The 26,007-nt window shown below is 33.1% G+C and carries 26 protein-coding genes; 2 read left to right on the top strand and 24 right to left on the bottom strand.

Translation table 11 applies throughout. The features are described 5' to 3' along the window. Nucleotides 1–15: 15 nt before the first annotated feature. Both BOW57_RS11805 and BOW57_RS11800 read right to left on the bottom strand, forming a co-directional pair. The gene (locus BOW57_RS11805) at nucleotides 16–1,212 is read right to left on the bottom strand and encodes an SH3 domain-containing protein (protein WP_129054486.1); all 1,197 of its coding nucleotides are present in this window, start codon (nucleotides 1,210–1,212) and stop codon (nucleotides 16–18) included. Nucleotides 1,213–1,321: 109 nt separating this feature from the next. Continuing rightward, a complete protein-coding gene (locus BOW57_RS11800; RefSeq protein ID WP_129054484.1) occupies nucleotides 1,322–2,749 on the bottom strand; it encodes an L-serine ammonia-lyase in 1,428 nt (475 codons plus the stop codon). A 322-nt stretch (nucleotides 2,750–3,071) separates the two neighbouring features. Between BOW57_RS11800 and BOW57_RS11795 the strand changes: the two genes are divergently transcribed. Both BOW57_RS11795 and BOW57_RS11790 read left to right on the top strand, forming a co-directional pair. Next, on the top strand, nucleotides 3,072–5,219 hold the full coding sequence (locus tag BOW57_RS11795; RefSeq protein WP_129054482.1) for a cation:proton antiporter: 2,148 nt from the start codon (nucleotides 3,072–3,074) through the stop codon (nucleotides 5,217–5,219). Nucleotides 5,220–5,247: 28 nt separating this feature from the next. After that, a complete protein-coding gene (locus tag BOW57_RS11790; protein WP_206734743.1) occupies nucleotides 5,248–5,988 on the top strand; it encodes a DUF2625 domain-containing protein in 741 nt (246 codons plus the stop codon). A 9-nt stretch (nucleotides 5,989–5,997) separates the two neighbouring features. On the opposite strand, the gene BOW57_RS11785 is transcribed toward BOW57_RS11790, so the two are convergent. The 22 genes from BOW57_RS11785 to BOW57_RS11680 all read right to left on the bottom strand — a co-directional run bounded on the left by BOW57_RS11785 (nucleotide 5,998) and on the right by BOW57_RS11680 (nucleotide 25,996). Further along, nucleotides 5,998–6,678: a mutarotase gene (locus tag BOW57_RS11785; RefSeq protein WP_129054480.1), complete on the bottom strand. Its 681-nt coding sequence runs from the start codon at nucleotides 6,676–6,678 to the stop codon at nucleotides 5,998–6,000. 6 nt (nucleotides 6,679–6,684) lie between these two features. Next, nucleotides 6,685–7,053, bottom strand: a complete 369-nt coding sequence (locus BOW57_RS11780; RefSeq protein WP_129054478.1) for an iron chaperone — start codon at nucleotides 7,051–7,053, stop codon at nucleotides 6,685–6,687. Nucleotides 7,054–7,147: 94 nt separating this feature from the next. After that, nucleotides 7,148–7,615 carry an SRPBCC family protein gene (locus BOW57_RS11775; RefSeq protein WP_129054476.1) on the bottom strand — a complete coding sequence of 156 codons (468 nt, stop codon included), beginning with the start codon at nucleotides 7,613–7,615 and terminating at the stop codon, nucleotides 7,148–7,150. 90 nt (nucleotides 7,616–7,705) lie between these two features. Next, nucleotides 7,706–8,287 carry a TIGR00730 family Rossman fold protein gene (locus BOW57_RS11770; protein WP_129054474.1) on the bottom strand — a complete coding sequence of 194 codons (582 nt, stop codon included), beginning with the start codon at nucleotides 8,285–8,287 and terminating at the stop codon, nucleotides 7,706–7,708. A gap of 65 nt (nucleotides 8,288–8,352) precedes the next feature. After that, nucleotides 8,353–8,877, bottom strand: a complete 525-nt coding sequence (locus BOW57_RS11765; RefSeq protein ID WP_129054472.1) for a GNAT family N-acetyltransferase — start codon at nucleotides 8,875–8,877, stop codon at nucleotides 8,353–8,355. A gap of 43 nt (nucleotides 8,878–8,920) precedes the next feature. Then, entirely contained in the window at nucleotides 8,921–9,448 is a 528-nt protein-coding gene (locus BOW57_RS11760; protein WP_129054470.1) for a GNAT family N-acetyltransferase, read from the bottom strand. Between the two features lie 22 nt (nucleotides 9,449–9,470). Next, nucleotides 9,471–10,574: an MBL fold metallo-hydrolase gene (locus BOW57_RS11755; RefSeq protein ID WP_129054468.1), complete on the bottom strand. Its 1,104-nt coding sequence runs from the start codon at nucleotides 10,572–10,574 to the stop codon at nucleotides 9,471–9,473. A 295-nt stretch (nucleotides 10,575–10,869) separates the two neighbouring features. Next, nucleotides 10,870–11,289: a DUF1801 domain-containing protein gene (locus BOW57_RS11750; protein ID WP_129054466.1), complete on the bottom strand. Its 420-nt coding sequence runs from the start codon at nucleotides 11,287–11,289 to the stop codon at nucleotides 10,870–10,872. 64 nt (nucleotides 11,290–11,353) lie between these two features. Next, nucleotides 11,354–11,722, bottom strand: coding sequence for a polyketide cyclase (locus tag BOW57_RS11745; protein WP_089053230.1), 369 nt, complete (start codon nucleotides 11,720–11,722; stop codon nucleotides 11,354–11,356). A 79-nt stretch (nucleotides 11,723–11,801) separates the two neighbouring features. Continuing rightward, nucleotides 11,802–12,017, bottom strand: a complete 216-nt coding sequence (locus tag BOW57_RS11740; protein ID WP_129054463.1) for an ArsR family transcriptional regulator — start codon at nucleotides 12,015–12,017, stop codon at nucleotides 11,802–11,804. 12 nt (nucleotides 12,018–12,029) lie between these two features. Continuing rightward, entirely contained in the window at nucleotides 12,030–12,443 is a 414-nt protein-coding gene (locus tag BOW57_RS11735; protein ID WP_129054461.1) for a hypothetical protein, read from the bottom strand. Nucleotides 12,444–12,476: 33 nt separating this feature from the next. Beyond that, entirely contained in the window at nucleotides 12,477–12,962 is a 486-nt protein-coding gene (locus tag BOW57_RS11730) for an SRPBCC domain-containing protein (protein ID WP_129054459.1), read from the bottom strand. Nucleotides 12,963–13,086: 124 nt separating this feature from the next. Continuing rightward, entirely contained in the window at nucleotides 13,087–13,572 is a 486-nt protein-coding gene (locus tag BOW57_RS11725; protein WP_129054457.1) for a hypothetical protein, read from the bottom strand. Between the two features lie 23 nt (nucleotides 13,573–13,595). After that, nucleotides 13,596–14,036, bottom strand: coding sequence for a GNAT family N-acetyltransferase (locus BOW57_RS11720; protein WP_129054455.1), 441 nt, complete (start codon nucleotides 14,034–14,036; stop codon nucleotides 13,596–13,598). 20 nt (nucleotides 14,037–14,056) lie between these two features. After that, nucleotides 14,057–14,737: a DUF4919 domain-containing protein gene (locus BOW57_RS11715; RefSeq protein WP_241687437.1), complete on the bottom strand. Its 681-nt coding sequence runs from the start codon at nucleotides 14,735–14,737 to the stop codon at nucleotides 14,057–14,059. Nucleotides 14,738–14,962: 225 nt separating this feature from the next. Beyond that, nucleotides 14,963–16,411, bottom strand: coding sequence for a DUF1214 domain-containing protein (locus tag BOW57_RS11710; protein ID WP_129054453.1), 1,449 nt, complete (start codon nucleotides 16,409–16,411; stop codon nucleotides 14,963–14,965). 395 nt (nucleotides 16,412–16,806) lie between these two features. Continuing rightward, nucleotides 16,807–17,553 carry a DUF2314 domain-containing protein gene (locus tag BOW57_RS11705; protein WP_129054451.1) on the bottom strand — a complete coding sequence of 249 codons (747 nt, stop codon included), beginning with the start codon at nucleotides 17,551–17,553 and terminating at the stop codon, nucleotides 16,807–16,809. Nucleotides 17,554–17,733: 180 nt separating this feature from the next. Then, complete coding sequence (lpdA, locus tag BOW57_RS11700; RefSeq protein ID WP_089053238.1) at nucleotides 17,734–19,122, bottom strand: dihydrolipoyl dehydrogenase; 1,389 nt, start codon at nucleotides 19,120–19,122, stop codon at nucleotides 17,734–17,736. A gap of 492 nt (nucleotides 19,123–19,614) precedes the next feature. Next, nucleotides 19,615–20,199 carry an NUMOD4 domain-containing protein gene (locus tag BOW57_RS11695; RefSeq protein WP_089053239.1) on the bottom strand — a complete coding sequence of 195 codons (585 nt, stop codon included), beginning with the start codon at nucleotides 20,197–20,199 and terminating at the stop codon, nucleotides 19,615–19,617. 237 nt (nucleotides 20,200–20,436) lie between these two features. Continuing rightward, on the bottom strand, nucleotides 20,437–21,201 hold the full coding sequence (locus tag BOW57_RS11690; RefSeq protein WP_089053240.1) for a LytTR family DNA-binding domain-containing protein: 765 nt from the start codon (nucleotides 21,199–21,201) through the stop codon (nucleotides 20,437–20,439). A gap of 124 nt (nucleotides 21,202–21,325) precedes the next feature. After that, complete coding sequence (locus BOW57_RS11685) at nucleotides 21,326–22,645, bottom strand: RagB/SusD family nutrient uptake outer membrane protein (RefSeq protein ID WP_129054449.1); 1,320 nt, start codon at nucleotides 22,643–22,645, stop codon at nucleotides 21,326–21,328. Nucleotides 22,646–22,657: 12 nt separating this feature from the next. Continuing rightward, the gene (locus tag BOW57_RS11680) at nucleotides 22,658–25,996 is read right to left on the bottom strand and encodes a SusC/RagA family TonB-linked outer membrane protein (protein WP_129054447.1); all 3,339 of its coding nucleotides are present in this window, start codon (nucleotides 25,994–25,996) and stop codon (nucleotides 22,658–22,660) included. Nucleotides 25,997–26,007 lie beyond the last annotated feature (11 nt).

Genomic DNA, 26,007 nt, shown 5'->3' with positions numbered 1-26,007 from the left:
ATTGTAAATTGAGAATCAGCAATAAAAGAATATTTCGATGCTGTATAGTTTCCCGTCTTTAAATTCTATTCTAAATTGACTGTCTTCCATTAGTATAGAATAGATATGAGGCCATTTTAGCGAAGCTTCAATATAAGTTCCATATTTTTCAATGAAAGCTTTTTCGGACATGGTATGGTCTAAAACCGAATTTGGGTTTATAATAAGTTTATTGTTTTCATTGATAAAAACCTTAACGATTTCGGCTTGATTTTGTTTTTCATCTACAGATGAGTGTAAATCTGAGTAGTAATAAAATAAATCACTTAAGTAAATACCGCATTCATCGCCTACACTTGCTTTTTTTGCAGGCTCTCCAAATGTTTTTACTAGATCTTTTTGAGTTAAATAAAGCGATTTTGTTTTGGTGCCTTTTAATGAAAATTCGGCTTTTTTTATAAATGCATTAATTTGTTCTGGCAGCTTATGTTTGGTTAAACCTTTTGCAAGAGCCATATTCAATTCAGTATCAGCAATAAGTTTAGGGTGATTTAGCTGTTTAACAACTTCATAATAGCGTTGATATGCAGGTACTAATTTATCATATTCACTATTCCATGCTAGCTCAACAAGTCTTTCGCTTATGGTTTTTCGCTCAGCGGTAGCATTAACATCAAGTTTGTCGAAGTCTTTTAATAAAATTTCAAAGTTTGGTCTTGCGCCAAGGAATTTTCTTAAGGTAAATTTTGCATATTCTTCGTCAAAATTACCATTAATGTTAACCCATTCTTCGGAACTTTTAGGCAGATAATTTACAGGCACTGCGTCACCAGTAAATAAAATTTCTCTGATCTTGGAGTTTTTATCTGGTAAAGCTCTGGCTTTTAAACCTGCTGCTAAAACAAATAAATGATTACCGCCATAATAAGCGTCGCCACCTTCTAGAATTGGGTTTTCATTATCTTTAATCTTAACATCTCTGGCGTTTAAACTTTTTGCTACGAATTTATCTGGAATATAACCTTCGTTAAAATTATCGGCTTGTACTTTATACCAGCCATTTTTATTTTCTGATAATAAACGAACTTCGGCTCCATATTTAAAATAACCTAAAAACTCAGCAGCAGTATTAGTTGTAGTATAAAGTCTTGTATCTGAGTTAAGAAAATAGCGCTGTTGCGAATGCAGTAAAACAGAGCAGAATAGGGCAATTATGAAGTTGAGCTTTTTCATGAAGTTTTTTTGTTCGCCACGAATTTCACCAATTTACACGAATTGTTTTTAACCAAGAAGGATAGAAATTAGTGTAAATTGGTGAAATTCGCGGCAGACTTTATAAAATTTAACAATCAGCCATATTTACAGCAACAGCCAATCCGCCTTCAGAGGTTTCTTTGTATTTTGAATTCATATCTTTTGCTGTCTGCCACATAGTGTTAATAACTTTATCTAAAGGCACTTTTGCATTTTTAGAATCAGTTTCAAGAGCTAATTCGGCTGCATTTATAGCTTTTATGGCACCCATTGTATTTCTTTCAATACACGGAATTTGAACTAATCCGCCAATAGGATCACAGGTTAAACCTAAATGATGTTCCATAGCGATTTCAGCAGCCATTAAAACCTGAGCAGGAGTTCCGCCCATTAATTCGCATAATGCTGCCGCTGCCATTGATGACGAAACGCCAATTTCGGCTTGACAACCGCCCATTGCAGCAGAAATAGTGGAGCCTTTTTTGAAAATACTTCCAATTTCGCCAGCAACCATCAAAAACTGTTTTATTTCTTTTTCGCCGGCTTTATGGTTTTCAATTACTAAATAGTACATCAAAACAGCTGGAATTACGCCGGCACTTCCATTAGTTGGAGCTGTAACAACACGTCCTAACGACGCATTTACTTCATTTACAGCAAGTGCAAAACAGCTTACCCATTTTAAGATTTGACGAAATTTCACTTCCGTTTTTCTTATTTCTTCAAGCCATGATTGCGGATCGTTATAGTTGGATAAACCAATTAAATTTTGATGCATATCAAAAGCTCTTCTGCGCACATGTAATCCGCCAGGAAGAATTCCTCCCGTATGACAGCCTATGTACATACACTCAAGCATTGTATTCCAAATACGCATAAGTTCTGAGTGAATTTCATCTTCAGAACGCATCGATTTTTCGTTTTCATAAACAATCTCCGAGATTGATTTTTGCTCTGTAACGGTATAGTTTAAAAGCTCAACGGCATTTTGTATTGGAAACGGAAAGGCACATTTTATTACCTCTTTAATTTTGGCATTTTCGCGTTCTTCTTTTACAACAAAACCGCCGCCGATAGAGTAAAATGTAGATTCGTACTCAGAGTCATCAGCTTTATAAGCTGTAAATTTCAGTCCATTTGCATGAAAAGGAAGAAACTCTTTATTGAAAACAATATCTTGAAGAAAATAAAAAGGAACTTTATATTGATCTGCGAGAATTATCTCGTTTGTATCTTCAATGTTTTTTATAATTCCAGCAATGTTTTCTACCGGAATATATTCAGGATCTTGACCGCTTAAGCCCAGCATTACTGATAAATCAGTAGCATGTCCTTTACCAGTTAAAGAAAGTGATCCATACAAATTGACTTTTACTCGAGTAACTTGATCTAAAAGCGATTCATTTTTTAACTCTTCTAAGAAGCGTTCGGCGGCTCTCCAAGGCCCCAAAGTGTGTGAGCTCGAAGGGCCGACACCAATTTTAAGCATATCAAAAACAGAGATACATTCTTCCATTGTTCAATTTTTGTTATGACAAAGATAATTGAATAATGCAATGAAGTTTTACTTTCAATTAGAAATCTTGCGATTTTGTTAAAAAAGATATTAAATTCTAATAATTTGACAAGGAACTAAATTTAATTAGTTAATATAAGGCTTTAGTAAAGAGTTTAGTAATTTTTTTTAGGTATTTTTGTAATAGATGCAAGTGCAAAAACAATATGTTTAGACTTTCGCAAAAACAAAATTAATTATATCTTCAGATAAAAAATATTCTAATTTAAGACACCATTTTGAGAGAAAATTAAAATACCACAATGAAGATTAAAATTACACTATGATAGAATTTTTCAAGCATTTTTTACAAGAATTCGAATTACCGTTAAGTAACCCAGTATTGATTTTTTCGTTAATACTTTTTATTATCTTGTTGTCTCCCATTTTACTTAAAAAAATAAATATTCCAGGTATTATAGGTCTTATCATTTCTGGAGTTATCATTGGTCCGCATGGACTTAACATACTTGCCAAGAACTCAGCAATTGATTTGTTTTCGACCATAGGACTTTTGTATATTATGTTTATTGCGGGTTTAGAATTGGATATGAATGAGTTCAAAGCCAATCGTAATAAGAGTTTATTGTTTGGTTTTTTTACATTTATTCTGCCGCTCTCTGTTGGTTTTCCCGTTTGTTTTTATCTTTTAAAATATGATTTTAATGCGAGTTTTTTAACAGCAAGTATGTTTGCAACACACACTTTGGTGGCATATCCTATTGTGAGTAAACTTGGTATCGCAAAAAATCAAGCAGTTGCTATAACAGTAGGAGGAACAATTTTAACAGATACTGCCGTTTTGATTATTCTTGCGGTAATTATGGGAAGTGCACAAGGAAGTCTAAATCAAGCTTTTTGGATAAAACTTGGAGTTTCACTTGCCATTTTTTCGGCCATTATGTTTTTAGTGATTCCGAGAATTGCAAAATGGTTTTTCAAAAAATTAGAAAGCGAAAAACACGCGCATTATATTTTTGTACTGTCAGTAGTTTTCTTTGCGGCGTTTTTGGCAGAAGTAGCGGGAGTGGAGCCTATTATTGGTGCTTTCGTTGCGGGATTGGCATTAAATCCTTTAATTCCGCATTCGTCAGCTTTAATGAACAGAATAGAATTTATAGGAAACTCATTATTTATTCCGTTTTTCTTGATTTCTGTGGGAATGCTTGTTGATATAAGTGTAATTTTAAGCGGACCAACAGCTTTAATTGTAGCAGCAACTTTGAGTGTTGTGGCTATTTTTGGAAAATGGATTGCCGCCTTTTTTACTCAAATTGTTTTTAAATATACAAAGACTGAAAGACAACTTATTTTTGGCTTAAGCAGTGCACATGCTGCTGCAACTCTAGCCGTAATTTTAGTGGGTTTTAAAGCTAAAATTCTTGATGAAAATATTTTAAACGGAACTATTATTCTGATTCTGATTACTTGTATTGTTGCTTCATTTGCAACTGAAAAAGCAGCTAAAAAAATTGCCATTTGCGAAGAAGAAGTTTCTACAGAGGATGCAGATAAAGATCAAATATTAGACGAACATATTTTGATTCCGCTGGCTAAAACTTCGGCGACAGCCAGTTTATTAGATTTTGCACTTTTAATAAAAGACAAAAAATCAGCTAATCCGGTTACGCTTTTAACCATTGTTCCTAATAATGATCAAGCCGAAAAGAATATTTTAAAGTACCGAAAAGCAGTCGATAAATTTGTAATTCAAGGTTCAGCTTCTGAAGTTAAGATTAATACAATTGCCAGAATTGACCATAATCCTGCAAGTGGTATTGCAAGAACTTCTAAAGAAATCATGTCAGATATTGTGATTGTCGGCTGGCCGAGAAAAACAGGATTTTTAGATAAAATTTTTGGAGAGAACGTAGATTCGATTATTAATAATGTTGATAAAAGTTTATTCATCTGTCGTTTTCAAAAAACATTTATAGAAGATAAAAGACTGGTGTTTATTTGTCCGCCATTTTCTGAAAGAGGTGTCGGTTTTCAACTTCTGCTTCAGAAAATTTCAAGATTATCGCAAGAATTAAGTATTCCGATTGTAATTTATGCGGAGTATAAAACACATCAAACTATTCAGCAGATTGCCAATAGTTTGAAGCTAAATGCTAAATTCGGCTTTAAAAGCATTTTAGATTGGGATAACTTTGAAGTTATTTCAGATGAGATCAAGCCAAATGATCTAATTGTTTTTAATTTATCTAGAAAAGGTTCTGTGTCGTATCAATCTATTTTTGAGAGACTTCCTCAGAAATTCGAGAAATTCTTTGGCGACAATAACATTATTTTAGTTTATCCGCAAGATGATCGAAAAGAGAGTTCTATGGATGCTTACGAAGATTTTACCGCAACGCCGTTAACCAAAAGTTTGGAAGCTATTGAGCAGATTGGTCGTGGTTTGGGAAGTATTTTGAAGAAAGGTTAGGCAATTTTTAAAGTTATAAATCGCATAGATGACACGAAATTTTCTATTAATTATAATGATATGTTTTACTTTTACAGTAAGTGCACAGAACAAAATGAAAAAAGCAGAAGAACTTATAGATAAAGCTGATCCGGGATGGCCGGTTGTTGAAGATTGGATTAAAACGGCAAAAAATAAGGTTGAGGTTTTACCTGTTGATGCGGTAAAAGCTAAAGAAGTCTTATATAAAACTCAGGTAACTACACGTTCAACTATGGGAGCGGTTGTTTTTATGACCGGCGGTATTTTAGTCGACAATGGCTGGATTCGAATTCTTGGCTCTGGAAATTCAAGATTTAATAGAACTTTACCTGATTGGAATAAAGGAAAATCGTTTAATGAGTTTGGCGAAACACCTTCTTTTTTATTAATTGCTGATGATGCAATTGGCGGTTTTTATTTATTGAATGGCGGCGGACTGGGAAATGATTTAGGGAAGATTTACTATTTTTCTCCTGATAATTTAGAATATGAACCGCTTGATATTACTTATTCTGAGTTTCTAGGTTTTTGTTTTAATAATGATTTGGATAAGTTCTATGAAGGAAACAGATGGAATGGATGGCGTGATGAGGTTTCGAAATTAAAAGGCGACGAGGTCTTTAATTTTTATCCTTTTCTTTGGACGGCTGAAGGAAGTGATATTAATAAAAGCACACGAAAAATTATTCCAATTCAAGAACAATACAGCTTGAATTTAGAATTGAGAAAACAGCTGGGTTTTCAGTAGTTAAAAACATTATAAGTCAAAGTTTTTCAAATGAATTGTATTTTCTTTCCTTTGATACCAGTCATTAAAGACTAGTTCTACTTTATCCACTTTAAAAAATCCAAAATTGTAATCACGAAACTCTTCTGTAATTTCAATTAGTTTTTCGGGATTTACAAGTTTTTCTGTAAAACGCATTACTGTTGAATGCGCTGTAGAAATGGAATATCGGCTGTCGATACTTTGCTCTAAAGCAGAATTTTTGAAGTTTTCTCGAAGTTTATTTCTTAAGTTATTCAAAGATTCATCTGTGGGGAAACCTTGAATCATTATCGCTGAATTTGAGGCAGTAACACCTCGAAATTCAATCGTGATTTCGTCTAGATCTATTAAGCTTTTCTGAATCGTATTTATATATTTTTCAACAGCAATTTTATCTAAGTTAAAACCTTGGTAACATGAAATAATAGAGAGTACGGTAATATGAATATCTGAGTTTGGATAATAATACTGAGACGGTTCAACGGCTTTTAATTTGTCTAAAAGCAGCTGAATTTCGGTATTAATTTTTTCGTTTGGACGAGCAAGAAGTGTAATTCCAAATCTGGAATCTGAACTATCATTAATATAAGGATCTAAATTATATTTTTCGTTTAAAATAGCTTCAGAAGCACTTTTATAAAGTTGATTATAATGTTCTGTTAAATTCATTTAGACTTATTTCTTTTTCGCTTTTTCAAGGTTTTCTTTGACTCTAAATTTTACAATTTTAGTAATCAAATCGTAGGGCATTTTTTCTTTTAAAGGAAACTGAACAGAACCTTTTCCTGATTTATATTTTGAGAGTTCCTCAGCAAAAGCTTCGTGACCGCTTGGCAAAGCATACAAACCTATATGATTTTTAAAAGCAGCAAAATAAACCACGATTCCATTTTGTTCAAAAGCAGGCATAGAATAACTAATTCTTTCTTTGGCTTCTGGCGCAGCTTGCTGAATTGTCATTCGAACTTTTTCTAAAATTTCTTGAACGTCATTTGGAAATGCGCCAATATATTCGTCGATATTTTCGGGTTTCTTTGTTTCCATTTTTTTTGTTTCAAGTTTTAGGTTTCCTTTGAGAACTTGTAAAACTGTGTTTTTTAGAAATAATTACTTCGTATACTTTGCGGTTAAATCACAATTAAGCTAGTCCTTTCGGAAAACGATCTAAAACTAAATTCAATTGTAAATTATGCTCTAAATACGCTTTTGCTCCAGCTAAAACCAGAGTAAAACCTTCGGTTGAATTGCGAACTTGATCGATTATTTTATCAGTATCTCCCTTAAAACCTGAATTTGTAATACTCACAAAAGTTTCATTTTCATTTAATGGCGCAAAAATCCATTCAACTAAAGTTGTTTCTCCTGTATTTCCCCACTCAATAACGATTTTTTTATTCTCTTGTAAAACAATGGTTGTAACCGAAAGTGTAAAACCATACATTTCCCAAGTCCATTCTGTTTTTTGGTTTTCTTCTAATTTTCCTGACCCTTTTGTAAACCAAAATTTACTTGTTATTTGAGGATCAATAAAAGCTTGAAAAACTTCTGAAAGAGGTTTTCGAATCAGCATTTCGGCTTTTGCAAATTTGTTGTTTTCCGTTTTCATTTTTTCTCGAAGTTATATGTTGTTTGTTAGAAGCAGGATTGATTCGTAAATGTAACTCTAATTTTTTACTTGTAACTCCAAATATCTAACTCATAATTCTTTTTTATCAATCCATTTTCCTACAGTTGGAGCGACATAATTTTTCATTTGATAAAGTAAATCATCAATAGTCTCACTAACCAAAAGCATTTTTTGATTGACTTCTTTCAGTAATCCTTTTTCTGTCATTGTTTGCAGTAATGCTATCAGTGCATCATAAAAACCATTTACGTTTAAAATGGCAATTGGTTTTTTATGTAATCCTAATTGTGCCCAAGTCAGCATTTCAAACAATTCTTCTAGAGTTCCAAAACCGCCGGGAAGTGCAATTACACCATCGCATAACTCATTCATTTTTGTTTTTCGTTCGTGCATACTTTCTACCAAAATTAATTCGGTTAAACCTAAATGAGCAATTTCTTTAGACCTTAAAAAATTAGGAAGCACACCAATTACTTTTCCTCCTGCGTTTAAAGCTCCATCTGCAACAGCGCCCATTAAACCTACATTTGCGCCTCCATAAACTAATTCTATATTTTGTTCGGCTAAAGTTTTTCCTAAAGCAATTGCTTGTTCTTCGTAGATTTTTTCGGTTCCAAAACTGGAAGCACAGAAAACAGTTATTCTTTTCATTGTTATTTTTTTGATGTGAGTCTTAAAGATGCAAGAAGCAAGTTGAAAGACTACCATTTTGTAATTTACTTTTTCTTCAATTCATATTCAAAATATGGTACTTCGGTACCATTAATGTTAAATAGGATATCGTTTATTTTTTCTGCTCCCAGTTTTAAAACGGCTTTTTGAGAACGAAAATTTTCTGCTCCAACGTGAAAAAGGATTGAATTAACGTGCTGAAAAGCATAATCTATCAGTAACTTTTTAATTGAACTATTGTAAGGACCGCCCCAGTATTTTCTTGTAATAAAAGTGTAGCCAATTCCAACGTTGGATTTTTCGGGATTGAAATCATAGAAACTTGTGGTTCCCATTATTTCATTGGTTTTTTTATCTAGAATTAAGAACGGATTTTTTGTACTTATGATTTCAAAATAGGTTTTAAAACCTTCTCTTTCATGTCGGTTTTTTACAGGATTCTGCTCCCAAATCAGCGGGTCAGATGCTGCTTGAAATAATGCTTCAAAATGGTTTTCCTCTAGCGGAATCAATTTTGTGATCTCATTTTCTAAGAAATCGGGTTGTAAATTAAAATTTGATGTTGTCATTTTTAGTGTTTTTTTGCAACAAATTAATTAAGTTGGATTGGTTTTATGAAATAGGTAATCTAAAGCCAAATACAGCCAATTCTCCCTGCATAAAATCTAGATCTTCACATCTTTTAAAACCAATGTTTTCATACATCTTCCAAGCCGTTTTCATGGCTAAAGTAGAATGAATTATAAGCTGTTTTCGATCGTTTTCGGCTGCTTTTTTAATGCATTCTTGTGTCAATAATTTTCCAATTCCTTTTCCGCGTGCCTTATTGTCAACGCCTAATAAACGAAATCCTGCCGAGTTTTGTTCTTGAGTTGCAATTCCGCCAGAACCATAATATTGCATATCATTAAAGTAAACAACAGCTCCTAGAATTGTATTTTTTTCATCAACAGCCACAAGAAGTTCCGTTTCTGGGTGTTTTGTAAAATCGCCAATATTTGCCAGCATTTTATAATAATTGGGCTGTTCATTTTCTTTCGGAAAACCTTCTAGTTGTGAATAAACTTGAATTAATAGTTGTCCTATTTTTTCAAATTCTAAAGGAAGAGCATTTCGAATTATATAGTTTGAGGTATTCATGATTTTTTTAAGTAATACTAATTTAATTTACTCCGTTCCACCATTGTTTAAATTCTTGTTTTTCGTTTTTCAATTCCACTATTTCTCCAATTAATGGCGTAATTAATGGAAGTGGTTTTTCATGTAAACGATTCAATTCGGTTACTTTTTTCAAAGGCTCGTCCCAAGCGTGAAGTGCCAATGCAAATTTTGAAGAATGAACGGGAAAAACTCTCTTTGCTTTTAAATCGTGCATTGCTTTTATAACATCTTCGGGCATATTATGAATGTATTTCCAGTTTTTATTGTATTGACCGTTGTCGATTAAAGCAATGTCAAAAGGGCCAAATTTTTGACCAATTTCGGCAAAATGAGAATCGTAACCGCTGTCGCCTCCCAGATATATTTTGAAATCGTTGGTTTCAAGAACAAAAGAAGTCCAAAGCGTATTGCAGCGTGTAAAACTTCGACCAGAAAAATGTCTAGATGGCGTGGTGTGAAGTATTAAGTTCTCATCAAGTTCTATTTTTTCATACCAGTCTTTCTCAATAATATTTTCTTTCTCAAATCCCCAAAATTCAAAATGCGAACCTACGCCAAGCGCTGTGATTACTTTTCTTGTTTTTGCTTTTAATTTTAGAATGGTTTCGTAGTCTAAATGATCGTAATGATCGTGTGTAATCAATAAATAATCAATTTCCGGCAAATCGTCAACAGTATAAACATCTGTTCCTTTAAAAGCTTTTGTTGTGCCCGAAATAGGAGAGGCGTTTCCGCTGAAAACGGGATCTATTAAAAAACGTTTTCCTTCTAATTGAATAAAATAGGAGGAATGTCCAAACCATGCTAATACATCTTGATTAACTGGAATTTCGTGCAAATTAGTCTTAATAGAAGGAATTAAATCAGCAGGGATTTTTCGTTCTACTTTTTTGAAGAAGAATTCATAAGAAACTGAAAAGTAATTTGCTCCTTCGGCTAGATCCGGCGTAAAGTTTTGATTTTCGAATTTTCCATTTTTATATTGTGGAGATTTCTGTATTAAAGCCAGTCTTTCGCCCGAAGGCTTTTTTCCAAATTTTGGATGCCGTAAAAAATTATAGGCTATAAGTACTAGTACGAAAAGTAAAATTAGGAATGTAACCATTTTTTAAGAATTGTGGTATTTGTTGGTTAGAAAATATATTTATGATAGAAGCTTCATTATATAGTTAAAAACTAAGGTTATGGCAATAATAAATATTAACAATAAACTTGAATAAAGTCTGATATTTGGAAAACCATTATAATCTTTAGATTCCTTGAGATTCAGGTATATTTTTTTTCGTCTATAAAAACAATAAACAAAAGTTATAATAATAAATACAAAAACGATACTCTCAAATGCAAAACGATCATTGAGATGCTGCGAGCTATTTTCGGGTAAAACGGGACTCATTTTTTTATTTTGCTGGATATAAATTATGTACTTCTTTAATCGAAAGCAGTATTACATTTTTTAAAATTTCTAGGTCAATATCACTTAGTTTTTTGATATAAATACATGCTTTTGATGATTTATGTTTTCCTAGTTTTGCAAGTTCCTTTTCGGTGCTTTCAGATAAATAGAAGTAAACTGTGGTTGCAGCTTTTCTTGGAGAAAAAGCGGCCAAAGGAGCATCGCCTTCATGTCCGCTCGCATATTTATAATGATATGATCCAAACCCAATTATACTTGATCCCCACATTTTAGGTTCAAAACCAGTTGTTTGCTGCATTACTTTAATAAGCTCGTAAGCATCATTTCTTTTTGATTCGTCTTCAACCGTGTTTATAAAATCAGTAACGCTGCTTTGAGTTTCTGTAGTTTTATTTTTTGCCATTGTATTTTTTTTTGAATTCTATTTTCAGTATCAGTTTAATGATTTACTTAAAACTGCAACTGAATTAAAACATTCCATTTTCGTTAATTGTTTCTGTGGGAATTGATTGACCTAAATCCCATAATTCTATAATTTTATCAGCTTTGAATTTTAAAATATGAACTACTGCGAAACCTATGTCTATTGGGGTTTGTTTTAAATGCGAATGTACTGCAACTAACTTTTCGTCTTCTAAAATATGATGAATTTTAAAAATTTTGTTAGGGTTTGTCCTTGCCGATTCTTCCATTGCCAGCATTAAAGTGTCGGCATCACCTTTGAAATAAGCATTGTGATGTTTAAATTTTTTGCCCACATAAAGCCTAAATGCTTCGTGTGAGTGACCGCCGGCCGCAAGTTTTAAAAAATTTTGCGCAATTTCTTTCCTAGTCATGATATTGTGATTAACAGCTAACTAAGTTATGAAATTTAGAAGGATTTAAAGAAAATAGAAACGGAATTTAGAGAATGTACTATAAATTTTCAGGTTTTATCTGGCTGAGATCGATGTCTAGTTTTGCAAATTCGGTTAAGCCCAAATCTGTAATATAGAAATGTTTATCAGCGGGATTCTTTTTTGCAATCCAGCCTTTTTCTGCAAAAGTTATGGCAAGCAGCTGACCAAGTTTTCCGCCAATATGTTCGTAGCACATTTTGGCGGGTTTTGTTTGAGCTGATTTCTCATCCATTTTTTTCCAAATTTAGGATTTCTTTGCAACTAACTTTAATGCCAAATAGGTCATTGGGATATAAGCAAAAACTAAATCGACAATTGTAAACCATATTGGAGACGGTAAAGAACAAACGCTTACAATTCCTCCTAATAAAAAGAAACCTCCTATAACTAAGGCTAGTTTTGTTTTGTGATTTGCAGCGATTAAGGCTGTTGTTAATGCACCTGCAAACGTTCCGAGAGCGTGCGCCAAGAAAGGAAATAGAAAATGTTTGGCTTCAAATAAATGCATGGTGGCTTGCAAACCTTCCATTGTTGTATTGTCTGCTCCATTTGGTGGCGGAATTATAGAACCGCTGACTAATATAATACTCATATTAACAACACTTCCAACAAAAAGGCCGGCAATAACGGCAAGTATATTTCTTAAAATAGGATTCATAGATTCTGGTTTTGTATCACGAATTTATGAAATTTATTTAGATGATAGTTTCTTTTCGTTTTCGGTTTGTGGTTTTCCAGCTGCATTGGGTTCGCCTTTGCCTGTTGTGATTAACTTTTTTAAGCTGTTTTGTATATAATTTGTCCAAGCGTCTTGGCAGATTTCAAAACATTCGTATTCTGGAACTAAACCAAAATGAGTAAAACGAAGTTCTGTTTTTCCATTTTTTTCTGAAATTTCAAAAGTAGGTTTTGTGTTTGTCCATTCTGTTTTATCTTCAGTAAATTTAAAGTAGTTTTCCTCAATCAGCCAAACTACTTTTTGATTTGGAATAACTTCAATTAATTTTACTTTGCAGCGATGGATATCTTCGAAATGATAATCAAATTCATCATTTAATTGGGCTGTGTTTCCTTCAATTTCCTGCGACCACCAATTACGAACATTGGTAACGGCATTAAAAACTTCTTCTGGAGATTGATCGACAGTTATTGTTGTGGTAAAATCTGCTGCACTCATAATTATTAATTTTTAAAAGTTGAATATCAAAGTTATTGTTTAAAAATCAATATGTTAGGGTGTTTAAAAGACATTTTTAAGGGGTGTTTCAGACAGAGAGGATCTCTATTTTAGATTTTAGATTTTAGATTTTTGAAAGTATTTCTGTTTGCTTTTTTCTAATCAGCCCAATTAATAAGTTGATAATGTATACGGGTATTCCAATAAAAGTAATTACTAATAATTCCAGAACTAAAGTCGAGTTTATTAATTGATAATCACTCAAGAATGAAGGGAATTCAGGTTTTTGTAGAAACATCTTACTATAAAGTAAAACAATCCAATAAATTACAAAACTGCCAATAAAGATTATAGAATGAAGTATAGTTAAAGCTTTTACAAGCTTTTTTCTAAATACTTTTTGAACAAGCCAATAGCCAAATCCCATTATGAAATAGCAAATAAATAAAAAGATAGTACTGTCAAAATTACGTACTACGTAATAAGTATCGTGAATATTGATATCTAGATTAGCCGTTGGATCATCGTTATTCTGAATGAATCCGATAATTAAAATGAGCAGCGCAACGATCCAAAATATATGATAGACTTTTATTTTATTGAGATTCATGGTTCTTGGTTGATAGTTTTTTTCTAATACTTTGTTATTAATGATTTATTTAACTCAAATAAAATATAAGTTCCATTTTCAGATTGTCCTTTTCTTTTTTCGATGAAGCCTTTTCTTTTATAAAAGTCAACAGCTTTTAGATTATTTTCTAAACACTTTAAAGCGAGCGGGAAATTAGTTTTGGAGACTGCGGCTTTTAGTAGTTTAGTAGCGATACCTTTATTTTGATATTTATGGTGAATGTATAAATGATGCACAAAATTAGTAGGCGTCCAGATTGAAATAAAGCCAATGGGAATATCTTCCTGCAGAGCCGTTAAAATTAATTCGCCTTGTGTATATTTTTCGAAATCATCTAATTGAAATTCGGAAGAATTAAGCCATGTAAAAGTTCTTTTTCTTTCTTCTAAAAATAGAATTCTTAATGCTTCGTAATCTTTATTTCTAGCTTCTATTATTTTCATTGAATTATAAATTCATGCTTTTACCTCAAAACTTTAGATTCATTTTCGAGCATTTTTTCGATATTAAAATAGATGCCGTCAACTTGATATTTGCCTTTCTCGAAGCTTAAATAATCACAATGATCTACTAAAGATTGTGATTTACTTTCTAGTTCGAAAACATTAAGCAGTACATATTCATGCTCAACAAGAAGAACATGAAATCCTGTCTCGCATTGTTTTCCGTCGCCCGAAGATAAAATAGCATTCATGATGCTGTGAAATTTAAAAGAAGCTATTTTTGAATTTACTTCATCGCCTTTTAAGTGATAAGTATAAGCTAGAAGATTGAGCTGTCTGAGATCAAATGGAAATTCGCTTAAACTATTGTTGATTAGTTTGATAATTTCATCGTAATCTTTGTTTTCCAGTTTTTCTTTACCATAAATTTCATTTAGTTTTTTTTCATTTGGCGATTTCCAAAAAGCATTGTATTTGGGCTGAAAAACGTAACCAAAATACAAATGGTTGAAATCGTCGTGTGTTAGTAAAGTATCGTTTTTTACTAATCGTTCTATTAATTGAGGATAATAAAATGTTGATTTTTTATCTTGAATTTCTTTTTCAATTGTCTTGTAATCTGGAATTTTGAAACCTTGATCTTGAGCAGCAGCTTTTGTTCCTAATACTAAAACGGCAAATAAAATTAATTTTTTTATCATGATTTGAGATTTAGATTTCATTATTTAATTTGATCTTTACAAGGTTGAGTATAGATTGCGTGTTTTGGTCTTTTATTTCAATGTTTTTAATAAAAATAAATTAAGAAGATCATTTTTAAAAATCAAATTAAAAGAAAAAAACGGTAGATAAGCCGAATATATCCTAAAAAAAATCTGATCTGTTTACACGGATCAGATTTTGACCTTAGAATATTTTAGTTTTCGTTATTTAACTTTTTCTAAATCAGTTAATTTCCAGCTTTGATCACGTAAGGCAGGTGTTGGGCCGTAAAAACGTGCTAATATTTCGAACTTGCCTTTAGGATCTGTTGGCACCCAATTTGACTCACCGCTTGGTGGCGGAGTTGGACCAAAGTATAAATCGACAGAACCGTCACTATTCGTTTTTAATTCTGGGCTTTGCGATGAGCGCCCTGCACGTTTTTGGTTTCGAATAAAGGTGTGCGTGTCTCTATTATAAACTGTCATTGACCAGTATTGTTTTACAGGAACATTGGCAGGAACATTTACTTTGTAAGTGCTATTGCCATCAAGTGGATTGCCATCTTTGTCTACAATCTGCATTAAGTAAAATTGTGATTCACCAAGATGTTTAGCGCTAAAAAAAGCAATCATGTAACAAACGGCTCTATTGTCGATAGGATAAATTTCTGAGATTGAGTATTGACTTTTTACGCTTTTAATATTGTCTTCATCTGCAGGAAAAAACCAATGTGTGTCTTTGTAAAAAGGAGGTGTTATTTCGTAATTATATAAAAGCCATTCTTTAGCTGTTTTTACGGCTTGTGTTAGAATTTCTTTAGTGCGGGCGTCAGGAGCAAAAGATTTCCCTCTTTGAATACCTAATGTTTTTAAAGGATCAATCATTACACGATCTCTTGTAAGCCAAGGCTCTGTTTGCACAATTGAATTTAATGTTTGATAAAAAGTGTGGTCATACCGAATGTTTGAGTCGTACACATCATTACTCGCATCGATAAAAACAGTTGTTGGATTTTTTGAAGCTTCGCTGAGCGGATAAACTTTAATGCGTTTGGAGTAAGCTACTGCCGCAGCAACATCGGCAGCACTGCCGCTTTTTAATACAGAGCGCAAAAGGGCATAGCCTCTGTAAGTATCAGATTGCAAAGGGATATAACCTGCGGGTATTTTGCTTTTATCATAGCCGGGAGGTAAAAATAGATATTTTCCGCCCTTTCCTTTATCAACTCCGCCAGGACCAACATCTTCAATTGCATTTTGCCAGTAAGTCATTACACTGCCATTAAAAACGCCATTGTCTGCTGGTGGAATTTCTAATACAACAGGACCTACTTTTTCTGTATTGAAAAATGGCATTAAATAAATTACATCAGGATTTGGGGTAAGAGTTTGATTTTTCCAATCTAACAGTTTTGGCCAAATAACAACTTGATTGTAATTACCGTTTATTTTTGCAAGTGCATCGTACATCAATTGAAAATTAACTGCCGGCATTCCCCATACTGCAGCTTCAACTGCGCGTTGATACAAAATTTGTTCTTTAATATTTGCAGGTTTAAATTCAGTTCCAGCTGTATTTGAATTGTCGATTTTCTCTGCATTATTGGTTTGATTATTATTGCAGGCTGTCAGGAGAAATACTGACAAGAAAGAAAGAAGGATTTTTTTCATAACATTAATTTATTTAGTGGATATAAATTTTATTATTTTAATTTTTCAACATCCTGTAGATTATTCTTTGTCAAAACCGACTCTGGAAAAAACTTAGAAGTTGAAAATAATCTTTCTGCTTAATATTTATAAGAAATCTATATTTCTTATGAAAGGGTAATTTATTAATCTAATGAGCGCATTATTTGGTTGAGGGCTTTTTTGAATTAAATTTAGTGTTAAAATTATGAAAAAAAAGTATAGGTAAGTGATTTTTTAAAAGAATGTATTTAAAAATCAGTTGTTTATGTTTTTTGCTTGTTGAAGGCTTCTGCTGAGTAGTGATTGTAAGCAGATCTAGTTTCTAATAAAAAAATCCGATTGGTTTATACCAATCGGATTTTAGATGTTTTATATTATAACAAAGGAATTAAATGTTCCCAGTTTAGTTGTTTTGCAAAATCAAGCGGGGTTTTGCCGTTGTTGGTTTTGGCTGTAGTATCTGCTCCAGATTTTAGTAAAACTTCAACTGAGGTTTTATTTCCTGCAATTGTTTCGAGATGAAGAAAAGTATAACCTAATTCATCTTTTGATGTAAGTTCTTTGGGATTGTTTTTTAGAAAATCAACAAGGCTGTCTTTCATGTTTTTACTCATTGGATGTTCTATAAGATTTTCGGGTTTTTCTTTTTGATCTGAAACAACTTGAATATCGTCGAAATCTCCAAATTCTAAGCCCCAAGCTTTGTCGTGTTCTTTTCTTTCGTTCTTATCCATTTCTGAACGCATTGCATGTATGGTAAAGGCTCCGTAGGTTTTACCTTGAATAGCAAATAACCAATCGCTTATTTGGTTGACTGGTATTTGTACTTCGTCTCCGTTGTTTACATTGGTTAGCTCATCGGGTTGATTTACTAAAACGCCATAAATAGTATCGCCGTCAAAATTGATATCGTTAATCCACATATGTTCGACTAGAATTTCACCATCTATTTCCTGAGTAAAAGCCAATTTTACACAAGCAACATCAAGTCCGGGAACTATTCGACGGTATTCCCACGATAATTCTCTCCAGAAATATTTAAACGTTTCTTGTGCTTTTTTGTGTGCTTCGATCATTCTTGGATTTTCTCCGTCGGCAAAGAATATTGGTGTATTTTCCATTCTGTATTATTTTAATTTTAATTGCAGGCTGTATTTATATTTTAACTCCAAGATAAAAAAAATCTTATAAACGGCTTAAACTTTAACAATAAAAAAATCCGATTTGCTTTCACAAACCGGACTTTTTTAAATTGAAAATAATATGTAACCGAAGAGATGCAAATGCGTCTCTGGTTATTGTTACAAGTGAATTACTTCGCCGTATGCATCAGCAACAGCTTCCATAACTGCCTCGCTCATTGTTGGGTGAGGGTGGATAGATTTAAGGATTTCATGACCTGTAGTTTCTAGTTTACGAGCTACAACTGCTTCAGCAATCATATCAGTAACACCAGCACCAATCATGTGACATCCTAACCATTCTCCGTATTTAGCATCAAAGATTACTTTTACGAATCCGTCAGCAGCACCAGCAGCTTTTGCTTTTCCTGAAGCTGAGAATGGGAATTTACCAATTTTTAATTCGTAACCTTTTTCTTTTGCTTGTTTTTCGGTTAAACCTACAGAAGCGATTTCTGGAGTAGCATATGTACAACCAGGAACGTTTCCGTAATCGATTGGATCTACATGTAAACCTGCGATTTTTTCAACACAGTTAATTCCTTCAGCAGAAGCTACGTGAGCTAAAGCCTGCCCAGGAGTAACATCTCCAATTGCATAGTAACCAGGAATGTTAGTTGCGTTGTAAGCGTTTACTAAGATTTTATCTCTGTCAACAGCGATTCCAACTTCTTCTAAACCAATATTTTCGATGTTTGTTTTAATTCCAACTGCCGAAAGCACGATGTCAGCTTCAAGAATTTCTTCTCCTTTTGCTGTTTTTACAGTTGCTTTAACTCCATTTCCTGTAGTATCAATTTTTTCTACAGAAGAGTTAGTCATAATTTTTACACCTGCTTTTTTCATAGAACGCTCCATTTGCTTAGAAACGTCTTCGTCTTCAACAGGAACAATGTTTGGCATAAATTCTACGATCGTAACTTCAGTTCCCATAGAGTTGTAGAAGTGAGCGAACTCAACTCCAATTGCTCCAGAACCTACAATAATCATAGATTTTGGCTGAGTTGGCAACGTCATTGCTTGACGGTATCCAATTACTTTTACACCATCTTGAGGTAAGTTTGGAAGCTCACGAGAACGAGCTCCAGTTGCGATGATAATATGATCAGCGCTGTATTCAGTAACTTTATTGTCTTTATCTGTAACGTCAAGTTTTTTTCCTGGTTTTAGTTTTCCAAAACCTTCGATAACGTCAATTTTGTTTTTCTTCATTAAGAATTGAACTCCTTTGCTCATTCCTTCAGCAACACCACGGCTTCTTTGAACAACAGCAGGGAAATCTTTATCAAATTCAGAAACTTTCAATCCGTAATCAGAAGCATGCTTTAAGTAATCAAAAACCTGAGCTGATTTCAATAATGCTTTAGTTGGGATACATCCCCAGTTTAAACATACACCACCAAGATTTTCTTTTTCAACTACAGCTACTTTAAAGCCTAATTGTGATGCTCTAATTGCTGTAACATATCCGCCAGGACCACTTCCTAAAACAATAACGTCGTATTTCATTTTTTTGGTTTTTAGTATTTATTATCGAAAAGGAGGTTTATAATTCCGAAACTCACTTGCCGATTTTTTCTTTTGTTATTTGTGATTGCGAATTTAAGGAATTATTTTAAAAAACGCTTGAAATTTTATTTTTACCCCTGCTGATTTTGACCTTTTCACAGAAATTGAATGAATTGTGAATTGTAAATTGTGAATTATGAATTGATTTTTGTGATTTGGTGAAAAGTGATTAGTAATTAGTGGTAAGTCGTTTTGAAATTTAATAAAATAAATAAGCCACAGATTATTAGGATTAAAATGATTTTAAAAATCAGTATAAATCTGTGTAATCTGCGACAATATATTTTGCTGTGATAGAATTATGCGGAATGGCATTGCATGGCTTCAACTTGGCTCAGCCTGACAATTATTAATTGATAATTGTGAATTATAAATTTGGAGTTATAAGTTCAACGCTAATCGTGCCTACCATCAACCACCAACTATTTACAATTATACTTTAACGTGTCCCCAATTTTCACCGCTTGCAATTCTACGTATCTGCATTTCGCTTACACCAAATTGTTTGGCGATCATTTTTAGACGTGTTTTTTGTTCTGGTCTTGCTAATATTTTCTTGATTAACATGACTTTTGTTGTAGTCAATTTTCTTCCGTCGGCTTTTAAGTTGTGCTCGATCAGGTTTTTCTTGGCTTGAATTACTTTCGGACTTTTACGGCTGTGCGCCATCATTTCGGCTTTTGTTGCCCAGCATAAATTGCGTACATCGTCATTGCTTCGATTGTAGTCTAAGTGAAGTACATAAGTTTGTTCTTCTGATTCTTTAGGAATAAAATAATGGGCAACTAATTTGTATAAAAAAAGGTATTTGTTAACGATTTGATCGTCTTTTTTTACCTTAAATCTAAAAGTAGGATAGCCATCGCTTAAACCGCCTTTTAAAAGACGTCCGTTTTCAATTTCATCGGTGAAGCTTATTAATCGGCCTCTGTTTGAAATGGCGTATTTAAGTTGTAATGAGGCATTTATTTCTATTTCTTTGAATTTTTCGTCAGGGTAAAATCTGTGTTGTGGCATTTTCGTTTACATTTGATTTTTGAATCTCAAAGATAAAGAATTGATCAAAAATGATCGCTATCGTGCTGGTTATGAAGCATCAGTTTTATGATTCTTATAACGCTAATTTAACGTTTTCTAAATTTTTTTGGCAATTTGTAAAGTCCTTCTCTATCAAAAAATGCGAATGATACACTTTTTTGATTTTTTGATATTCTAATAAAACCACATTTTAGAACTCAAAAAAGGATCTGAATTTTATTGATCGAGCCAGTTTTTGAAATTATTGATTTCTTTTTTGCTTATTATTATTGGGTCATTTTCAACAGAAGGAACAGTAAGAATCAATTCGATTTTTTGATTAGAGTGTTTCAACACTTCTTTTATAGTACTTCGATTTACAATGTATTTACGATTTATCTTAAAAAATGTAAATGGATCGAGGTTGTTAATAATATCTGTCAAGGTGCTATTGTATAAAAAACTGTTTCCAGAATTTACATATATAAACAAATGTTTTCCAGATGCGGCAAAATAGGTAATTTCGGCTTCGTTTATAGAGATAAGCTTATAACCGTGGTTTACTAAAAAATGACGCTGTATTTTGCTTGTTTCGGGGTTTTCGATTGCAACTAATGATTGCAGTGTTGCATCGCTGTTAAAAGTCTCTTTTATTTTTTTGAATTTGATTAAGGCTTCAAATAATTCTTGTTCTTCAAAAGGTTTTAAAAGATAATCAATTGTAAAGTGTTTGAAAACTGAAATAGCGTAGGAATCGTAAGCGGTAACAAAAATGACAGGGCAGGAGATCGTTGTTTTTTCAAAAATTTCAAGACTTTTTCCGTCGCCTAAATGAATATCCATAAAAGCCAAATCGACATTGTTTTCAGAAAAAAAGGCCACAGCTTCTTTTACAGATTTTAAAACTGCAATTTCGGCTATTTGCAAAATGTCCTGCTGTTCTAAAATAGATTTTAGATAGCTTGAAGCAAGATACTCGTCTTCAACAATGGCAATTTTCATTTTTAAAGCTTCATTTATAGAACCAGAATTCTAAAGTTGATTTTGCAAAGATAGTTGACTCTGTTTTTAAATGCAAAAAGGCCCAGTTTTTTGAACTGGACCTTTTTTCTGATTTTGAACGAACTTATATATTCGGATTATTTAATCTTGCGTCTGCTGGATAAATAATAGTGTAACGCGGATCGTTTTGTAGTAAAGTGTACTCTATGGTCATGAATTTGTGAACAATTTGTTTTTGAGTACTTCTTCTTAAATCAAACCAGCGGTGTCCTTCAACAGGAAATTCTCTGCGTCTTTCTTCAAAAATGAAGTTGGTTAGATCAGTCGCATTCATTGTATTGATGTTACTTGCCAATTGATCGTATCCTGCTGGTGTGTATCTGTTTTTAATAAAACTTAAAACGGTTGCCTTTGCATCGTTAATATTATCCAGTTTCAACAAAGTTTCGGCTTTTGTCAAATACAACTCTGAAGATCTGAATGATGATTTTTGATCGTCGTTTCCGCCTTTTAAAATTCTAAAACGGCTTCCACTTGCTGCAAAATAAAGCGGGAAACGCAAGTCAGTTGTTTTGTTGTAAGCCGCAATTAAGTCTGCAGATGCATAAGAAGCTCTTTTTAGACCAACGATATAGCCATCTTCAAGGGCTAAAATAGATTCTTTTCCATCGTATTTTGTAGCTAAAACCGGGGTTGCTTTTAAATCAATTAAAGTGTTTTTTAATTCTAAAGCTTTATTGGCAGCATCAAGTGATTTTTGCCATTGCTGTTGATATAAATACAAACGGCTTTCTAAGCTGTATAGCGCCACTTTTGAGAAACGGTAATTTAAACCTTTTGGCTGCGTACTTAAGTTAATTAATTTTTCAGCTTCTTTAGTGTCAGAAATAACTTGATTGTAAATAACGTCTACGCTCTGTGGAACAAATACTTGCTCCAAATCAATCTCTAAAGCTAATGGAACTCCTTTGTCTGAAGCTGCAGTTGCAGGATTATAAGGTTTTCCAAAAAGATTTATTAAATCAAAATTTGCCATTGCTCTCAAAGCATAAGCTTCTCCAATTAATTGATCTCTTTCTTCAGATGCTGCTACTTTATTAGATGCTTCGTTGATAATTACGTTCGTATAAAAAATTACAGTATATAAATCTTGATAATGAAAATTTAGTGTATTTCGATCCGGATTTAGATCTTTCCAGATATGTACATCTTTGTAAATAGCAGTTTCACTGTTATCTTCATTCAGTATTAGTTCGTCTGTACGAGCGGCGCTCAATGATTTGTGTTCTGGGTAAACTGAATATGCTGTTGTTAAAACCGCACGAAACTCATTTAGTGATTCTGGAATTACTTTTCCCACTGGAGTAATATCCAAATAGTCATCGCAGCTGCTAAGTGCAATAGCAGCGACGAAAAGTGTTATATATTTTGAGAATTTTTTCATCTTTTTTAATTTTTAGAAAGTTACATTAAATCCTAAAGTCAACGATCTAGGAACTGGCTGTGCGTAAATGTTTCCGAAAGTTTCTGGGTCAAAATAACCTTTGTAATCTGAGCTGATTACGAACAAGTTTCTTGCTTCAATATTTACTCTAATACTTTGAATGTCGATTTTGTCTAGAAACGTTTTTGGGAAAGTATATCCAAAACGAACACTGCTTAATCTCATATAACTCATTTCGCTAACCCATGTGTCTAAATAGTTATAAGTAATAATTGGGTTACCGCCAGAGAACCAATTGTAAGCCATCCAAGAATCTCCTGTACCAGAATCTTTACTTGTAATTCCTGGTAAGTTTGATGAAGTATTAGTTGGCGACCAAGCGTTTAAAATATCAGTTGTATAGTTTTGTCCTCTATCTACAAGTGTTCCGTTGTATGGAGGAGTTCTTGTAACAGTTTGTTTGATGTTAAACGACGCTGCTATGGTAAGATCAAAATTACTTACTTTAAAAGTATTGATTAAACCTCCTGTAAATTTTGGATCTCTATCTCCCAAATAAGTAAATAAGTCTCTAAATTCTGCGGCACTTAAATCTGATTGCGAGAACATACCAGGAAAAACACCAGCAAGCGGATCATATAAACCAAAGAAAGTTTGCGCATTTACAGTTTCACCTTTTTTATTAACAAATAACGGGTAACCGTTTTCGTCAATTCCGTTTGTTTTTAAACCAAATACTGCATTTACAGCATGTCCTTCTTGGTTTGGTAAATAACTGTTGTCTCTTATTTCTAAACGATCAACTTTACTTTTGTTATGTGCAAAGTTAAAATTGGTGTTCCATTTAAAATTAGGACGGTCGATGTTTTTTGTAGATAAAGCGATTTCAAAACCTTTGTTGGTTACCTGTGCCCAGTTCATGTTTGTAAATTCAAAACCATTTTCTAATGGCAATGCTTTTAGACCAATTAAATCGGTACTTTTTCTTCCGTAAATATCTGTTACAAGAGTAATACGGTTGTTAAGTACACCAAGGTCAAAACCAAAGTTAGTATTTTGGGTTTTTTCCCAACGCAATTTGCTATTCGGCGGACTTGTTACCACAATTGTAGGTTCTGATTGCCCCGGAAGGATAATAGCTGTTTTATTATCTCCAACTACATATGGTGAAGTGTTTTTATCAATATTCCCTTGTAAACCGTAAGAAGCACGAAGTCTTAAGTTAGAAATAGTTTTACTGTCTTTTAAGAAATTTTCTTGAGAAACTAACCAAGATCCAGATGCTGACCAAAGTGGCAAGTACTTGTATTTAGGATCTACACCAAATAAATCTGAACCATCATAACGAACACTTCCGTAGAAACTGTATTTTCTTTTGTAAGTATAAGATGCTGTTGCAAAGAATGAAACAAAAGCATTTTCGTTTTGTGTTTTTATATATGTTTTGTAAAATGCTTCTTTGGCAAAAGTTGAATTTGGAAAAATAATTTGCTGTGTGGTCAAGGTATTTTCGTCAAAACCAAAACCTTTAGTTGCTATAGAAGTCGTTTTGTTTCTTCTTAATTCATTACCAGCCATTACTTCAATTTCGTGATTCTCTCCTAAAGTTTTAGAATAATTCACCATTGTTTTTAAGTTGTACTGAAAAAAGTCTGTGTTTGTGTTTTGAATAATTCCACCATCAGGTAAGAAGTATTTTTGCGTATTATCGGCAAAATAACTTGATCTTTCTCTTTGTCTTCTAGTGTAAAAAGTTTCTTGACCAGCGTATTTTTCGCTAGAAGAGTTATCAAGTTGTAAACCTAACTGACTTGTTACTCTTAAATCTTTTGTGATTTTATATTCAGCATCAAACAATGCTTTTATTGCTCTCGTTTTTAAATCGTACGAAGTATTGTTTCTTTCTTCTAAGAAATTAAATGGAAGTTTAATATCAGAATAAGAAGCAATATCCGGGTCATATTTATAGCTTCCGTCTGCATTGTACGGAGTTAAATAAGGATTTACGTTTCTTGAATAATTTGCTGGATTTGTAAATCCATCAAGATCTGTTAAGTAAGATGTCGTTTTATTTTCGGCACCAAAAATTCCAATACCAACTTTAAATTTATCAGTAATCTCGTAGTTGTTTTTCAATGTCAAGTTGTAACGCTTGAAACCTGTGCCAACAGTAGCTCCGTTTTCGTCATAATATCCTAAAGAGAAGTAGTAATCCGATTTTTCACCACCGCCGGATAAACTTAAACCATGCTGTGTATTAATTGCATCTTGATACAATAAGTTACCCCAATTTGTATTTTGATTTCTTAAGTTATTGATTGATTGTTGAGTTCCTGCACTTAAAGAAGAGAAACCACCGGTTCTGAAGGCATCTAATTCATTCGCTCCGTTTAAGATACGAGCAACTTCACCACCGGTGTCTCTATATGTCAAATCTGCGCGACTTGCCATGTTAAGTTCTAAATCTACTTTTTGATTTGAATTTAATAAGTTCAATTTGTCAAAATCAGGTCTTCGTGTAATAAAGGTGTTCGTGTTGAAGTTTACAACCATTTTACCTCTGCGTCCTTTTTTTGTAGTTACCACAATTACACCATTTGCGGCACGAGCACCATAAATTGCAGTTGCAGCAGCATCTTTTAATATTGTAATATCTTTAATATCATCTGGATTTAAACCAGCGATAGAGTAATTTGCAAGTTGATCGATATTTTCCTTGTCATAGTTTTTAGGAACATCATTATTTTCTAATGGTAATCCGTCAAGAACCCATAAAGGATCTTGCGTGCCATTAAGAGATGCTGTACCTCTAATTCTAATTTTGGCTGGCGCTCCCGGCGCTCCAGATGGAGTTGTAACAGCAACACCCGCAACTTGTCCCATTAATAATTGATCGACACCAGAAACTCCTGATTGCTGAATCGAAGCCATGTCAACCTTAGTAATAGCTGAAGTCAGTTTTCTTTTTTCTATTTTTTGGTATCCTGTCAAAACCACTTCCTGAAGCTGGGCAACATCAGATTTTAAACGGATTGTATATTCTTTTTGAGAAGTTATTTCAAGAGTATAAGGTTTATATCCCATAAAAGTAACTCTCAATGAAGTAACATTTTTGCTGATTTTTAATTGAAATTTACCATCAAAATCAGTTGTAGTTCCAATTGCTTCACTGTGTATAACTCCTGCTAGAGAAGTTTTGTTCGAGATAGAATTGTTCTCTACAAAAACTGATGCGCCAGGTATTGGCGACTGATCAGTTTCATCAAGAATGATTCCCGTAATGGTTCTATTATCCTGTGAGTATCCTGCGATAGCTAGGAACAGCAGTAAGATATTTAGAAAATTTTTCATGTTTTTGTATT

Source organism: Flavobacterium sp. YO64 (assembly GCF_004119505.1).
Lineage (GTDB): Bacteria > Bacteroidota > Bacteroidia > Flavobacteriales > Flavobacteriaceae > Flavobacterium > Flavobacterium oncorhynchi.
This window is presented reverse-complemented; position numbering and strand designations above follow the sequence as displayed.